Annotated in this window: 12 protein-coding genes; 2 read left to right on the top strand and 10 right to left on the bottom strand. The window is 36.2% G+C overall.

Annotated features, from left to right (window positions below; genetic code table 11):
- Positions 1-14: 14 nt before the first annotated feature.
- The 4 genes from GXM17_RS12515 to GXM17_RS12500 all read right to left on the bottom strand — a co-directional run bounded on the left by GXM17_RS12515 (position 15) and on the right by GXM17_RS12500 (position 3,587).
- Positions 15-323 (bottom strand): 2Fe-2S iron-sulfur cluster-binding protein, encoded by a 309-nt coding sequence (locus GXM17_RS12515; RefSeq protein WP_144219289.1) that lies wholly within the window; start codon positions 321-323, stop codon positions 15-17.
- A 17-nt stretch (positions 324-340) separates the two neighbouring features.
- The gene (locus tag GXM17_RS12510; RefSeq protein WP_163399665.1) at positions 341-1,492 is read right to left on the bottom strand and encodes a cytochrome P450; all 1,152 of its coding nucleotides are present in this window, start codon (positions 1,490-1,492) and stop codon (positions 341-343) included.
- A gap of 173 nt (positions 1,493-1,665) precedes the next feature.
- Positions 1,666-2,460 (bottom strand): alpha/beta hydrolase, encoded by a 795-nt coding sequence (locus GXM17_RS12505; RefSeq protein WP_163399664.1) that lies wholly within the window; start codon positions 2,458-2,460, stop codon positions 1,666-1,668.
- Between the two features lie 11 nt (positions 2,461-2,471).
- Entirely contained in the window at positions 2,472-3,587 is a 1,116-nt protein-coding gene (locus tag GXM17_RS12500; RefSeq protein WP_163399663.1) for a Zn-dependent alcohol dehydrogenase, read from the bottom strand.
- Between the two features lie 158 nt (positions 3,588-3,745).
- Here GXM17_RS12500 and GXM17_RS12495 point away from each other — a divergent pair, with 158 nt between their 5' ends.
- The gene (locus tag GXM17_RS12495; protein ID WP_163399662.1) at positions 3,746-4,624 is read left to right on the top strand and encodes an AraC family transcriptional regulator; all 879 of its coding nucleotides are present in this window, start codon (positions 3,746-3,748) and stop codon (positions 4,622-4,624) included.
- 120 nt (positions 4,625-4,744) lie between these two features.
- On the top strand, positions 4,745-5,611 hold the full coding sequence (locus GXM17_RS12490; RefSeq protein WP_163399661.1) for a hypothetical protein: 867 nt from the start codon (positions 4,745-4,747) through the stop codon (positions 5,609-5,611).
- Between the two features lie 259 nt (positions 5,612-5,870).
- On the opposite strand, the gene GXM17_RS12485 is transcribed toward GXM17_RS12490, so the two are convergent.
- From GXM17_RS12485 to GXM17_RS12460, 6 genes are all read right to left on the bottom strand, one after another.
- Positions 5,871-8,420: a glycoside hydrolase family 2 protein gene (locus GXM17_RS12485; protein ID WP_163399660.1), complete on the bottom strand. Its 2,550-nt coding sequence runs from the start codon at positions 8,418-8,420 to the stop codon at positions 5,871-5,873.
- Between the two features lie 113 nt (positions 8,421-8,533).
- Entirely contained in the window at positions 8,534-9,550 is a 1,017-nt protein-coding gene (locus tag GXM17_RS12480; protein ID WP_144219282.1) for an L-rhamnose/proton symporter RhaT, read from the bottom strand.
- Between the two features lie 33 nt (positions 9,551-9,583).
- Positions 9,584-10,630 carry an aldose epimerase family protein gene (locus tag GXM17_RS12475; protein ID WP_163399659.1) on the bottom strand — a complete coding sequence of 349 codons (1,047 nt, stop codon included), beginning with the start codon at positions 10,628-10,630 and terminating at the stop codon, positions 9,584-9,586.
- Positions 10,631-11,089: 459 nt separating this feature from the next.
- Positions 11,090-12,181, bottom strand: a complete 1,092-nt coding sequence (locus GXM17_RS12470) for a mandelate racemase/muconate lactonizing enzyme family protein (protein WP_163399658.1) — start codon at positions 12,179-12,181, stop codon at positions 11,090-11,092.
- Between the two features lie 15 nt (positions 12,182-12,196).
- Positions 12,197-14,329 (bottom strand): glycoside hydrolase family 3 C-terminal domain-containing protein, encoded by a 2,133-nt coding sequence (locus tag GXM17_RS12465; RefSeq protein WP_244307394.1) that lies wholly within the window; start codon positions 14,327-14,329, stop codon positions 12,197-12,199.
- Positions 14,330-14,414: 85 nt separating this feature from the next.
- Complete coding sequence (locus GXM17_RS12460; protein WP_163399656.1) at positions 14,415-15,962, bottom strand: sulfatase family protein; 1,548 nt, start codon at positions 15,960-15,962, stop codon at positions 14,415-14,417.
- Between the last annotated feature and the right edge of the window lie 9 nt (positions 15,963-15,971).

Here is a 15,971-nt window from a genome sequence, read left to right as displayed (position 1 = left end):
ACAACATTTTTTAATTATTTAGCCACACGAAGCACTACTCCGTCCAACGCTTCGGTAATTTCTAATTGACAACACAAACGGCTGAATTCATCCGCATCATCATCTAATTCTAGCATATCCGTTTCAATTTCGCTAGCGGTTCCCGTTTTTGAAACATGTTCTGGTAAAACATGTACGTGACAAGTAGCACACGAACATACCCCTCCGCAATCACCATCGATTCCTTTGATACCATTGTCAACTGCAAGTGCCATTACGCTACCCGATGTTCCTTCTAAAGTTATTGTTTCATCATCGCTAGTGATAAAAGTTATTTTTGCCATTTTCTTTATTTTTTTAATTAATTAAATTTTACTTGTAAGCGGTGAAAGCCAACTTTACGTTTGAAATCACCTAAATCTTCGATATTTTCTTCGGCACTCACAATTTCCATAGTGCTCACTTTTTCCGTTAATACTTCCACCACTATTTTCATAATTGTACGAGCGTGGGTTGCTCCCAAACAGTTGTGTGTCCCGAATCCGAAGCTCAAATGCGGGTTCATTTTACGATCTAAAACCAATTCATTTGGATTTTCAAAAACAGTGGCATCTCGATTTGCAGACGCCCAACACAAAGAAGCTCTTGTATCTGCTTTTATAGCATGTTCACAAACAGCAGTATCTGTTGTGGCTACTCGTCCCATCTGAGTTAATGGCGCAAAATAGCGAATCAACTCTTCAATAGCTTTGTTTCTTATTTCAGGTTCTGCACGTAAACGATCTAATGACTTTGGGTGCTCTGTAAAATATGCAATGGAATTTGACACCGCATTGATTACCGTATCACGGCCACCTGCAAACGTCAAAATCATCACGCCTTTCACTTCTTCTTTTGTTAATTTTTTGCCATCAACTACAGCATTCAGTAATACTGAATACAAATCTTCTCCAGGCTTGGCAATGGCTTCATCAATTCGGCCATCGATATAATCATACAAAATAGCCGCTTTAGCACCATCTAAGGCTTCTCCTTCACTACGAAAAACGTGAGTTCCCCATGAAATCCATAAGTCAGCTTCTTCATAAGGCGTATTTAGTAATAAAGTCAAGGCTCTTGACTGTAGTTTTAATGAAAATTCACTGATTACATCTACCGAATCTTTGGCTAAAACCTCATCAACTAAAGCACTAATTTGCTCTTTTAATTTGGCTTGGTATTCTTCCTCTAAAGGTCTTTTGAACCAAGGATCCAAAATAGCTCTAAAGTCTTTATGTTGCGGCGGATCTACTTCAAACGGAATCTGACGTGTTGTTCTGATGTTCACTTCTGAAGGAATCACAATACGACCTGGTACCGCCCCTGATTGAAAGGTTTTCCAGTCGTGAGCTCCTTTGCGCACATCTTTGTGACGCAATAGCATGGTTACAGGATCATTTTGATCGTCCATTTCTCCAAAACCTTGGTTTACACGTGCTTCTTCAAATGGATCGTTAAACTCACTATTTTTCATCTTTTATATTTTTATTAGTATCTTTTTTTTAACATTTAAGTTTCAAATGCTGATAAAAACACACCTACAAGGTCTCGAAAAAGACCTTGCAGGAACATTAACTCCATCATTTATTTACACTAACCTTTTCATATTGTTAATTAAACTCAGCTCCTTAAATAGATTTTCAGTTTTTAAAACTCATTAAAAAACAACAAACTGTCTTTGATGTGTTCTTGCCAGTACGGCCATTCGTGTGCGCCTTCAAATTCTTGGTATTGATGGTTTATATTGGCATCTGTTAAACCTTTATGCAGATTCCGATTGTATTCGATGAGTAAATCCTCTTTGCCACAATCAAAACGTATGGGTGGCAATTGCTCTTTATTTTTTATAATCAAACTTAAAACGTCCTCGTTAATGGGGTCAAATTGATTGTAATTGCTTTCGTCTTCTTCTACAAACAAATGCATTTGATTTTTATTGGTCATCGAAGAATGTGCTGAAATACCTTGGTAACGCTCTGGAAACTTGGCTCCCAAACGCAAAGCCCCATAACCGCCCATCGAAAGTCCCGAGATAAACAATTTGGATTTTTCGCTAGTGCAGTTGATATTTTCTCTCACGGCATCAATCACATCTTCGACAATCCATTTTTCATAATGGGCATTATTATGCGGTAAATATGCTGAACCATCTCCCCATAATCCATCTGAAGGCATTGCAATTACCATCGGTTGTATCAGTCCTTCTTCCATCATTTTTAAAGCGGTAAAATGTACTCCTGCTTTGTGCGCCCAAATCCAAGCACTGCCATACACCCCGTGCATTAGCGTTACAATAGGAAGGTCTTTTAAATCTTTAAAAGGCGGTACAAAAACACAGATGTCTCCTCGCCCATTCAGATTAGGAGTTTTAACCGTAATGAATCGAAGGTTATTGCTCTCAAATTCTGGGTTGGATATTTCGGTCGTTCTAAATTTTGACATCATTTCTAAAATTAAAAAGTAATTACACCTTTTGCATTTTTTCCAGCCAACATATCGTCTAAGGCTTGTTGCAATTCTTCCAGAGGATACGTTTTAGTAATCATCTCGTCTAATTTGATTTCTCCTTTTCGATAATGTTCGATAATTAATGGGAAATCTTTTTGCGGATTGCATTTTCCGTACAACGGATTGATGTATTTTTTATCCCATTCGAATAAGGCCATATCAATCAAAACCTCTTGTTCGATTCCGCTAACCTGAACAGCAGTACCAGCATTTCGAACCATTGCCAACGGTGCAGCGCCCAAAGCTGGAATTGCAGTACACTCAAAAGCATAATCAGCACCACGACCAACTGTCATCTCTTTTACCTTTTGAGCCGCTTGTAACATTCCTCTGTCATTCTTATCGGCCAAAATGGTATGAGTCGCACCAAATTCAACTGCCATATTCAATCGCTCTTGATTGATATCAATCGCAATTATTTTAGAGGCTTTTGACACTTTTAATCCTTGAATTACATTCAAACCAACTCCTCCTGTTCCAAGCACTACAGCCGATGAATTTTCGGTAACCTGAGCCGTATTTACAGCAGATCCAAAACCCGTCATAACGCCACAGCTTACTATACTTGCTGCCGAAAAGGACATGTTTTGAATTGGATTTTTAACTACTGCCGATTCTTTTACCAGAGTATATTCGGCAAGCGTTCCTATATTAAAGGAGCGAATGATTGGTAACCCATTCAAAGTTGTTCCTTCCAAATGGGCATGTCCAGGGGTATATCCATTTCCTCCTGCTACTACAGGCGAATTATTTTCGCAAATGTGTTCATTCTCATGCTCGCATTGAAAGCATTTTCCACAAGGAGTTGCCCAATTCAAAATCACTGCATCACCTACTTGTACGCTTTTTACATTTGTCCCAACTGCAGTAACAATTCCTGCTCCTTCATGCCCCATTACAATTGGTTTTCCCCAATTTAAGGAGTCATAATCGGTATGACACAAACCTGCCGCTTTAATGGCTACTATCACCTCATCCCCTTGCGGATCATTTACTGTAATGGTCTCTATAGAAAATGTTCCATCTCCTTTTGCAATGGCTGCTTTACAATTAATACTCATAGAATACTTTTAAAGTTTATCTTTTTATAAAAGTTAAAAGTATATACTATAGTCATTAGTCACAGTACCAATATTGCACAATTAATACCTTATATTGACCTAAAATTTTAAATAATCTTCTTTTAATAATCAATATTGAATATATTTGAAGAAAAAAAATGAAAGCACTATTTGAAAAAGTACCCTCTTCGGTAGAAAGTTCTTTTAACGCATTTATATATGAGGCTGAAAATTTTGAAACACCTTGGCATTTTCATCCTGAATATGAACTTACTTATATTGTAAAAGGAGAAGGTACCCGTTTTGTTGGTAATAGCGTTCAGGAGTTTAAAAAAAGGGATTTTGTATTGTTAGGTAAAAATTTGCCGCATTATTGGAAAAATCATGATAACCTAAAAGGCGGAGTTCAATCGATTGTATTGCAATGGGACGATAGCGTTTTGGGCGAAAATTGGTTGGAGAAAAAAGAATTTCATTCTATAAAAAGGATATTATCAGATGCTTCAAAAGGACTCTCTTTCCGCACTATTGAAAACGATGTGATTCTCGAGCGGCTGCAAAAAATCATTACCCAAAAACCACTAGAAAAACTACTTGCCTTACTTCTACTTTTAGAAGATCTAAGCAAAATAAAAGAGGTGGAAACCCTTAGTTCAGACGGTTTTGTACCTAATCTAAACAGTAAAGCAAATGACCGAATAAATCTGATTTATAATTATATACAAGAAAATTACAATCAGAAAATTCGTCTGAATGAAATTGCCGATTTAGTGCACATGAATGAAGAAACCTTTTGTCGCTTTTTCAAAAAAAACTTAGGAAAGTCATTTTTCACTTTCGTGAATGAGTACCGCATCAATTTAATTTGCAAACAACTAATTGAAACCAAAAAACAGGTAAGCGAAATTGCCTATGAATGTGGGTATGAAAGTTTGCCTTTTTTTTATCGTCAGTTTCAAAAATTCATGAAATGCTCGCCTTTAGTATTTAGAAAAAAATACCATTTAGAGCATGTCGCCACTACTATTAAAATATAGAAAATATAAAAAAAGATTATAACATATAGAAACATAGATTTTATTTCGAAAAATTTTAGGAAAGTATGCTAGAAGTTTTTTAAAAAAATATCCTTATCGATTAATCCCAAAATCAAAAAAATGAAAAAAATTAACCTACTACTTTTTGCATCCTTTTTACTGGCGCTTACCTCTTGCAGTTCGTCAGATGATGCTACTGCAGAAACAAATGCCAACTTGATTGTAAAATTAAAATTTGATGAAAATCAGGTTCGATTAGACAACTTAGTAAACCCTTCGGTTATAGCACAAGGAAATGCGGCGCAAACTCCGGTAATGAATGAAATGAGTGCTCATTATTTAGAACTATCCCCTACTGCGAATACTTTAATTGGACAAGGTGAAGTTATTTACAAAGGTGAAGAAACAACCAAAGGAGGTGAAAAAGCTATTGATTTTAGCAAAGAAATTTTTGTGAAAGACGGAGAAATGTTTTTAAAAATCCCTTTAAAAGATATTAAAAAGGGAAATTATGAGTGGCTTCGTATATCTGCTTCTTATCAAAATGGAAAAGTAAAAGCACTTTACAATGGTGCCGAATACGATGCAACATTGACAAGTTTTTTAGGTTATAACACTTATATTGATAATTATACGATAAATGGTAAAAACGTAGTTATAAAAGCTAATAAACTACAAGGTTATTGGGGTTTTGAAGCTTTAGGGACTGTTATTGATGGTCAAGCACCTGCAGGAGCCATAACGGTTCCAAACCCAATTTACCAAACTTCTCCAATTCCAGAAGGTTCTTGTGTCTTAACAGGTAAATTCGATAAAGCTTTAGCTATTACAGGAAATGAGACAAAAGATGTAACGATTACTATTTCATTTTCTATAAACAATAGCTTTGAATGGAACGAAGTAAATGTTGATGGAAAATATGAGCCTACTGCCGGAGAAATTCCAGTAGATATGGGTTTAAGAGGTCTTAAATTAGCTGTGGATTAAAACCGAAAATAGCATTATAAAAAATACTTGTAAAATAAGAAAGCTGAAAAAATTTCAGTCGTTTTGATTAGCTACTTTTTTCTAGCTTATAAAAAAAACGCTTATAGTAGGATTTTAAAGTTCCTCTGTAAGCGTTTTTGTTTTTTCAACTATATTTAGTTTTAAATTCAATCTGAAGTGCTCCTTTTAGATTGCATCTTTTTTTGAAGCAATTTTCTATTCATAATATTATAAAGTGAAAATCGTTTGTTAGTCTTAATTATTTTTTATCATTCTCAAAACCTGTAGCTCTAGGGTTTTGAATTTGACTTTCATATCTCTTTCCATCTTCGCCTGTAAACTCTTTGAAATAATGATAATAAGAACCATAACCTCCATTATCATTTTCTTCTTTTAAACGCAGTTTTTGCCATTCATTGAAATATTTTGTGGCTTCTTTTTGGTCGCCTATCAAAAAGAAATAATCGTTTTTAGAGATTATTTTTCCAGATTTATCAGTCAGTTCCAGATTGACATAGAACTTTGACTTTACCGTTTTCAGTACTTTTTCGTTTATAGGGAAAAACGATTTGGCACTATTTTCCTCAATTTTTGACACTTCAAAATTTTTGGTTGAAATCACCGCACCCGAGTCGTCTTTCATTTCAAACTTCACCTTACAGTCTTTGTATTCTTTATAAAAATCATTAATGATCCAAATATTTCCAATAAAAGGCTCTTTAGTATCCCAACGGCGTTTTTTGAATTCAAAATTTACCAATAAGGGCTGATAAGCCTTTTGAACAAAATAATAGGAGTTTTTTGGTTTTCTGTAATTATCTACAATCGCCCATTTCATATCAGGACCATAAGTGATATAATGGCACAATGCAATACCGCTTAAACTAGGTTTGTCACGTCGGAAATGTTCGATTCCGTTTTGGAAAATAATTCCTTGTGCATCTTGCGTTGCATTGACAAACTCTTCCAGCGACCCTTTCATTTCACTATTAAAAACATCCCAGTTTTGCATGCGCAAATGCGTCAAATCGGCCCAGTGGTGACCCCAGCTCAATCCCGGAGGCCACATTTCGTTTTCAGGAATAAATTTTTTCAAACTCTCTATCGATGGCACAGAAGTAATAGCAAATTCAGGAACAATTGGAAATCCGTTTGCATTTGTTTGGTACCAATCTTCGTGCAACCATCGTCCCATTTCATAAAAATAACGCAAAGCATGAACCGCTTCTTTTGGTTTAAATCCTGCTTGCTGTCCTACATGATCCGTCATTGGTGAATCGGGAACATAAGGCAAGTTCACATGAGCTTGCAAGGAATCGCCTAAACGCTCCAAAAACTGTCGCCCGAATTTTGGATCACGGGTACGGAACATCATTTCTTCTCCACCTTCCATCATAATTAGTGACGGATAATTTCTTCGAGCCACAACAACCTTCACTCCTTCGTTAAAAATTTCAGCTAAGTTTTTCTCATCCGATGGAATATTACCTGTACCTAGCGGAATGATGTCTTGCCAAACGGTCATACCCATTTCATCACAATATTGATAAAACTCAGGAATTTCTGGAGGATGCCATCCGAAAATCCGAATGTTATTCATATTCATTTCTTTGGCCAAACGAATCAACTCTTTGTAATCACTTATTTCTGTGCGACCCACAAAAATATTTGGCGGTCCACCCCAACAAGCCGAACGAATAAAATGAAACTTTCCATTTATATAAGTCGAACGCGGAAAAGTAACATCGACATCCTTTACAAAACCAGGATTCCATTTGGAAGTCACCTCACGAATACCAAAAGTAGTTTCGTTAACATCCTGATTTAGTTTACCATCTTTAATGGCTATTTTTGCGATATATAAATTTTGATCTCCTAAGTCCCAAGGCCACCATAACTTAGCATCCTTAAGATGTATTTTCTGAATTACTTTATGCGTTCCAGGCGAAATCGTTTTTTTAAAAACAACTTTCTCCTCCTTCATTTTAAAGTTTTTACCATTCAGCACTGCTTCAAAAGAACATTCTTTGGCTACTCGATTGGTATTTTCCACCGTAAGTTCAAGACTGACATCGGCTGAGCCATCTTTATTAATTTTATTATTGGCATACACATCTTTAAAACGAATCTTACCCGTACGTATCAATTTTACGGGCCCTACAATTCCGATTGGAGTAATATCTCTCCAATAATCGCCAAACCAAGGTGTTTTTTTACCCGCTACAAAAGCATTGACTTGCGGTGGTGTATCCAGTTTTACCACCAACATATTTCGTCCTTTGAGGAAATCCCATTTATGAATTCTTAAATAGTCGTTGACATTAAATGAAAATGGAGAAAATACCCCTTCATGCTTTCCTAAGTAATGACCATTTAGCCAGACTTCACAACTGTAATCAACACTTTCAAAAACAAGATCTACCATCTGGTTTTCGATACCTTCTGTTATACTGAATTGCAAAGCATACCACCACTCATATTGCTGTACCCATTGGGCTTTGACACTATTTCTTCCAAAATGCGGATCTTCAATGACTCCTGCTTTCCATAAATCAGTGTAGACATCTCCTGGCACTTTGGCATTATTCCACACTAAGGTTTCAATATCTTCTGCAGGTAATTTATGAAGCCCTTTTTTGATTCCTTCGCCGGGTGCCATCATTTTAAATCGCCATTTATAACCACTTAAATCAAGCACTTGCTGACTTGAATCTTCAAGTGACAAAGTCGTATTGGGTTGTGCGTAACTGCCTAAAATCCAAAAAAAACTTATAAAAAAAGTAATACATTTCACTAACTTTCTTTCCATTGCTTTACAGTATTAAAACAAATTCATAAAACTGATTTTCAAAAAAAGAGATAAAAACACTTCGTTTTGAATATCAAAATCTGTTAATTACATTGATGATTGCTTCTCTTAAATTATGCTACGCCATTTCCAAAAGCAACAATCACAATTCCGATTACCATACAAGCCAAACCCACATACAAAAAATTTCTCGCTTTGTCTGAGGCATTACGCCACTCTCCTGTTACAATACCACTCATAATAGCGGTAACCACACATGAGGTATTGAATATGGCATAACCAACAGTATTCCCGCTACTTCCTAATTTAAAAGCGGCATACGCAAACAATGCTGAAGCTGCATAGTGAAAAACAGCCATTACTAAAATTAATATGAAGTTCTGAGAGAAAGCAGGAGTTTTAAAATTTACCCACGCTTTTTTAGTAGACAATTGTCCGATAAAATAAGCGGTCATTACTACACCTCCACTAATGAAAATGGGGAACATTACTGCAACGGCGGTAATCCATTCGGCATTTCCATGCGCTTGACAAGCTTCATGTAAATAAGGTCTTCCTACAGCATTGGCATAACTAAATCCAGTAGCCAATAAGCCACCTACAACAGCGATTATAATACCAGTAGCCATAGATCCTTTTTCAGGAGCGCCGTCTTTTCCAGTTGATTTTTCAAATTTTTCTCTAATAAGACCTGCTTGACCATTGGCAAAAACCCCAATCAGTACTACAAAAAGTCCTGATAGAATAAGCGTTAATTTATTTGTTGGTGGCAATCCCTCTACTACGAAAGGCAATAAGGATCCTACCAAAATAATCGTTCCGATAAACAAAGAAAAACCTAAAGACAAACCAATGTGATTAATGGCTTTTCCCCACATCATTACTCCTGTTCCCCATAAGAAACTAGCTAGAGCCATTTTGACCAAAATTTCAGTTGGCATATTCAAAAAGATTTCCGAAAAACCTGTAATTAGCGAAGCAGAGGCAATAATGGGAACTACAAACATGGTCAACAAGAAGAATAAACTCCAAGTGTTCTCATATTTAAAATCTTTTGTAAATTTTTCAGGTAGTGCATAAAGCCCTAACATCAATCCGGCGAAAATTGCCAAAAACATTCCTTCTGTCATCGTATTTATTTTTTTGGTTGTTAATTATATTATTTAAAAGGAAAATTTAAAAATCGTTTCACTTTGAAAATCTTCGTCTTTTTTGGTAATAGATTTTGGTGAATTGCTGATGTTCATACCGTTTGGATAACGATGTGTTTCACAGCAAAAACCCCTATATTTTCCGTACTTCTCGCCTGTCTCGCGCTGCAATGCATCCGAAGTGTATTTTCCTGTATAAAAAAGCATTCCTGGTTCTGCAGTAAATACGGTTAAAGAACGATTCTTTTCTGCACATTGAAATTCAGCTACTTGTTCAAGTTCAAAATTATTTTTATCAAAAATGAAGTAATGTTCAAAACCATCTTTCATTTTAGCATGTAAGTCAGCAATTTTTTGTGTAAATCTTAAATCATCTACTTGCCCTTCTAAGTCTACTACTTTACCCGTTGCAGCACCGGTATGGTCTATTTCTAACTTCTTTGCAGCCGCCACAGTCACAGTATGATTTTCAATCGAATTGGTAAAACCCGATAAATTAAAATACGCGTGGTTGGTAAGCGACAACGGTGTGTCCGCATCTGTACTCGCTAGATAACGGACACTCAACACATTGTCATTGTCCAAACTATAAAAACAAAAAACTTTAACATTTCCGGGAAAACCTTCTTCTAAATCAGTACTTAATAGGGACATTTTCACCCCTACTTTGTCACCGTTCATTTGGATTTCGCTTTCCCACATTTTCTTATCAAAACCTACTGCACCTCCATGTAAATTGTTGTTACCACAATTAGCGGTTAACAAATATTCTTTTCCGTTTAAGGTAAATTTCGAATCCTTAATTTGCGATGAATATCTTCCGACAATTGATCCAAAATAAGGCGCATTATTCTTGTATTCTTCTGAAAAATAACTTTCAAACTTCTCAAAACCACATACCAGTTCGTCACGACTTCCATCGCTGTTAGGCACTGTAATTGAAGTGATTGTCGCTCCAAAATCCATTATTTTTACAACCATTCCGTTGTCATTGGACAAAGTATATTGCGATACTTCTTTGTTATGATGAGTTCCAAATTTTGATTTAGTTACTTCCATTTTTTTATTTTTTTATACAATTACTTTATTACAAATAGTAGTTGCTAGTCAATATTATACTTTCAATTACGCTACTACTTTGTTTTGCCACTGATTCAAAGATTAAAATCGATTTAATAAACATTTCGGTAACAAATCTTTTTAATCGAAACAATTTTATCTAACTTCCTTTTAGTTCTATTTATATTAGATTTTTGAGGATTACTTTTTAAACGCTATTTTCAATTGCATGATAATATTGATGATATTGAGGGTTTAATCAAAATCTAATTTCGGCTAAAGCCATTTTAATTAATTAAATTGAACCTTTAGCAAAAGCTAAAGGCAATTGAATTCAGTTTTTATGATCAAAAGTTAGCAACTCTCTGTCAAGTTCGAACGACTTTTTTTATTTAATCCGATTCCTAGTTGATGAAAACATAAGATGACTGCCTACTTTCGTTTTAGGCTACACATTAATTACATTTTATAAGGTGCTAATTTCTCCCAATTGAATATCACGCCAGTTCCAGGATAATCAGGTGCTACTGCTCTGTGATTTTCTACCACCAAAGGGCGTGTTGTGTATTCGTCTATAGGAAAACTATGTACTTCTAACCAACCTGAATTAGGTTGCGAAGAAACCAAACTTACATGTAGCTCTTGCATTCCGTGGGAACAAGCTGGAATATTGTGTTTGTCCGCCAATCTAGCTGCAGCCAACCATCCTGTAATACCCCCACAGTTGGAAGCATCAGGCTGAATAAATGATAATTTTGCTTGATCAAAAGCGTATTCAAATTCGTGAATCGTGTGTAAGTTTTCGCCCATTGCTAAAGGAAATCGTGTTTTATCAACGATTTCGCCGTAGCCTTTGTAATCGTCTGGTATGATTGGCTCTTCAAACCAAGTAATATCGTATTGTCTGAAACCTTCAATGGCGCGAATGGCTTTTTCTTTCGACATGGAGTAATTAGCATCGACCATAAAAGTTACGTCCGGACCAACAAATTCACGCACCGCTTTGATACGCTCTAAATCCTCTTCAAGATTCTCACGTCCAATTTTAATTTTCACCGCTCTAAATCCAGCATCCATGTAGCCTTGCATGTTGCGTAAAAGCTTTTCAATTGGAAATTGCAAATCTATTCCACCACAATATGCTTTACACGTATTGCCTTCACCACCTGCCATTTTCCAAAGTGGCTGGCCTGCTTTTTTACATTTAATGTCCCAAAGCGCAATATCAATAGTTGAAATAGCAAATGAAGCAATACCGCCACGACCTACATAATGTACGTGCCATTCCATGAAGTCGTAAATTCCATCAATATCAGTTCCATCTTTACCTACCAATACCGAAGCAAAATCATGCTCTACCATTGCTTTGATCGCATAACCACCTTTACCGCCAGTATAGGTATATCCTGTACCTTCTGAACCATCTTCAAGTGTAATTGTAGTGGTAACCAATTCAAAATGTGAGTGGTCACCGTGTTTTGCATCATTTAAAATTTCAGGTAAAGGCACCTTAAATAATTGAACTTTTATATTTTTAATTGCTGTATTCATCTGTTACTTAATTTGTTATTTTAATTTTATATCTATTTCGGCTGGTTTTGCAGCTCCTAAATCCATACTTCTTTGACTTGGCAAAGCATTTGAAATTATTATTTTATAATTCCCTTTTATCCAATCTTTTACACCTTTCAGATTTGTCTGTTTTAAGTCGTTGTCCGTTAAAGCAAAAGAAACTTTTTTCGTTTCGCCCGAATTCAATGACACTCTTTCAAAACTTTTTAAAGTATAAAAAGGTAAAAAGCCTTTAGTGTCTTCTGGAACTAAATACAGCTGAACCACATCTTCAAACTTATTTTTTCCACTATTTAAAACGTCAACAGAAATCGTAAATGCTGTTCGTTTTGTGATTGCAGTTGCGGTGGAAGTTGCATTTTTTAACTCCAAAGTACTATATGAAAGTCCAAAACCAAAGGGATACATCGGTTCTTCGGTCATGTATTTATAGGTTCTGCCTTTCATGCTATAATCATCAAAAGGAGGCAACTGCTCCACATTTTTTGGAAAGGTAATTGGCAAGTGACCAGAAGGCGCTACATCGCCAAAAATAACATCAGCCACGGCATTTCCCCCTTGTTCGCCTGGATACCACATCAAAACAATAGCATCAACATAAGGTTCTACTTCGTCTAATGAAACGGGGCTTCCTGTTCCTAAAACCAAGATAAGCGGTCCTTTTTTGTTTTTACTTACTGCTTTTATATAATCAATTTGACTTTGCGGTAATTTTAAATCTATACGGTCTCCTTTGTGTTCCGAAGCAATAGCATCTACTTCTTCTCCTTCAATTTCGTTTGAAATACCGGCTACTAATACCGTTGCGTCAACTGTTTTAGGTACTTGCACCGCCCAGTTCAATGGGTTTAAATTATTTTGAAAAGGCAATACTCCTAAACGGTATTCAACAGAAGTTCCCAGTGAAACTTTATCTGTAATTCCTTCAAGAACGGTCACCATATTGGGCGCAGATCCATAATAATTCGCTAACAATATATCTGTTGAAGCCGCGAACGAACCTGTAACGTATAAGGTTTTAATATTTTTATCCAAAGGCAATACATTGTCCTTATTTTTCAGGAGTACAATGGATTGCTGCGATGCTTTTCTGGCAATTGCTTTATGCGCATCGGAGTTGATTACTTCAATACCAATATTATTGTATGGATTGCTTTCGTCTTTGTCAAAAAAACCTAATTGAAAACGAATTAAAAACAGTTTTTTCAAACGCTCATTAATCAACTCTTCGCTAATTAATCCTTTGTCCAGCGCCGATTTTATGTTTTTATAGACCCAACCACAGTTCAAATTCACTCCAGTTTTTAAAGCAAGTGCAGCAGCTTCCTCAACAGTTTTTACTTTTTTGTGTCCTTTCATTATGTCCCCTAGAGCACCACAATCAGATACGATATAACCTTCAAAACCCCATTGCTTTTTTAAAATATCATCCATCAAAAGCTTGCTTGCATTGGCAGGATCACCATAAACAGCATTGTAAGCTCCCATGATTCCTTGTACATTCCCTTCTTGTACCAATGACTTAAAGGCTGGTAAATAGGTTTCGTACAAATCTAATTTAGAAGGATTGGCATTAAAACTATGCCGTAAAGCCTCCGGTCCAGAGTGTACGGCAAAATGTTTAGCGCAAGCGGTGGTTTTAAAATACTTTGGATTATCTCCTTGTAAACCTTCTACAAAAGCAACTCCAATTTTTGACGTTAGAAAAGGATCTTCCCCATAGGTTTCTTGACCTCGTCCCCAACGAGGGTCTCTGAAAATATTGATATTGGGCGACCAAAAAGTCAAACCCGCATACATACCCCTATTTCCAATTGATTTTGAAACTTGAAACTTCGCTCTTGCTTCATCCGAAATAGCATTCGCCACCTCCTTAATCAAACTAGGATTAAAAGTAGCGCCCATCGCAATACCTTGCGGAAAAATAGTGGCTTTTCCATTTCGGGCAACACCATGAAGTGCTTCGTTCCACCAATTGTATTCGGGAACTCCTAAACGAGGAATTGCAGGGGTATCTGAAGTAAATTGACCACATTTCTCATCAATAGTCATTGCATTCAACAACAAATCAACCCTTTTTTCAAAAGACAATGATTCGTCAAACCATTTTTGGTTCTGACTTTTCACCGCTGATGCTGCTATTAAACAAGTGCAAAGGATTATATTCGAAATGTATTTACTAAAAAACTTCATCTATTTTTATAATTATGCGCTACTTTAACTCAAGTTGTTGAACACCAGAATAAGCATCGCCCCGCATTTTTTCAAAATCCTTCACCATTTCTGATAATTTCTTCGGATTTGATTTTGCTACATTATTTTTCTGAGCGGGATCTTTTTTTACGTTGTATAATTGATAATCTTTTTCCATTCCAGTTTCAATCTGAACGTCCGCTATTACAGCAGGACCTTCATAAGGTGGAATCATCAACCAATCTCCCTTTCTCAGTAATGTTTTTGTATTCGCTTCTAGTATCAAAGAATTTCTTCCTTTATCACTTTTTCCTAAAAAAACAGGCAAAATATCTTGACTATCCGTTGGACTTGTCTTTGCATCAATTAAGGTTGCCAGTGAAGCCATCAAATCCATTTGACACACTAAGGCATCGGATACTTTTGGCTTAATCGTGCCTTTCCAATACGTGATGAAAGGAACATGAGCACCCGCATCTAACAAACTGTATTTGCCTCCTCTTAAACCACCTTTGGGGTCATGATTTCCTAATTTTTCAACCGCATCATCTTCATATCCATCATTTAAAACTGGACCATTATCACTAGAAAAAACAATCAAAGTATTCTCTAACATTCCTTCTGCTTCTAAACTTGCTACCAATTGACCAATTATCCAATCGGCCTCAAGGATTACATCGCCACGTGGTCCCATTCCCGATTTACCTACAAAACGAGGATGCGGTGTTCTAGGAACATGAGGTTCTTGTAAAGCATAGTACAAAAAGAAAGGTTTGTTTTTATGTTCTTTTATATAAGTGGTCGCTTTTGCTAAAAAATGATCCGCCATATCTACGTCTGACCATTTTGCAGATTGTCCCCCTTTCATAAAACCAATTCTAGGAATTCCATTGACAATGCTATTGTTATGTCCATGGTGCCATTTCATTTTTAGTAATTCAGGATTTTCAATTGCTGTAGGTTCTCCTGGGAAATTCTTATGGTAATTAACTTCAATTGGATCTTTAGGATCTAAGCCAACCACATTTCCATTCTCAATATAAACCGTAGGCACTCGATCTTGCGTTGCCGCCATAATATGTGAATAATCAAAACCTACTTCATTGGGTCCAGGAGAAATGTGTGCATTCCAGTTCACATTTCCTGTTCCTAAACCTAAATGCCATTTTCCGATAACGGCCGTTTCATATCCTTTTGACTGAAAAACTTTTGCAATTGTTTCTTGCTCAGTAGAAATCAACAAAGGAGCTGTTCCCGGTAAAATTTTGGCATCTTTATTACGCCAAGGATACACCCCTGTTAAGATTCCATATCTACTTGGTGTACAAGTAGCAGAGGTCGCGTAACCATTTTTGAAAAGTATCCCCCCATTGGCCAACTTATCAATATTTGGCGTTTGCAATGTAGTAGCGCCATAACAACTTAAGTCGCCGTAACCCAAGTCATCAAGGTAAATCAAAACTACGTTGGGGCGAGTTGTTTTACTATCTTTAGTCTGAGCCAAGCAAGTTGTAGCGATTGTTAAACAAAGAAACGTTGCAAGTTTTAAATAGGGGGTAATTTTCATAATAATTGT

The organism is Flavobacterium fluviatile (assembly GCF_010645065.1).
GTDB classification, from domain to species: domain Bacteria; phylum Bacteroidota; class Bacteroidia; order Flavobacteriales; family Flavobacteriaceae; genus Flavobacterium; species Flavobacterium fluviatile.
The sequence above is the reverse complement of the archived record's forward strand: the minus strand, read 5'-3'. Positions and strand labels throughout refer to the sequence as shown.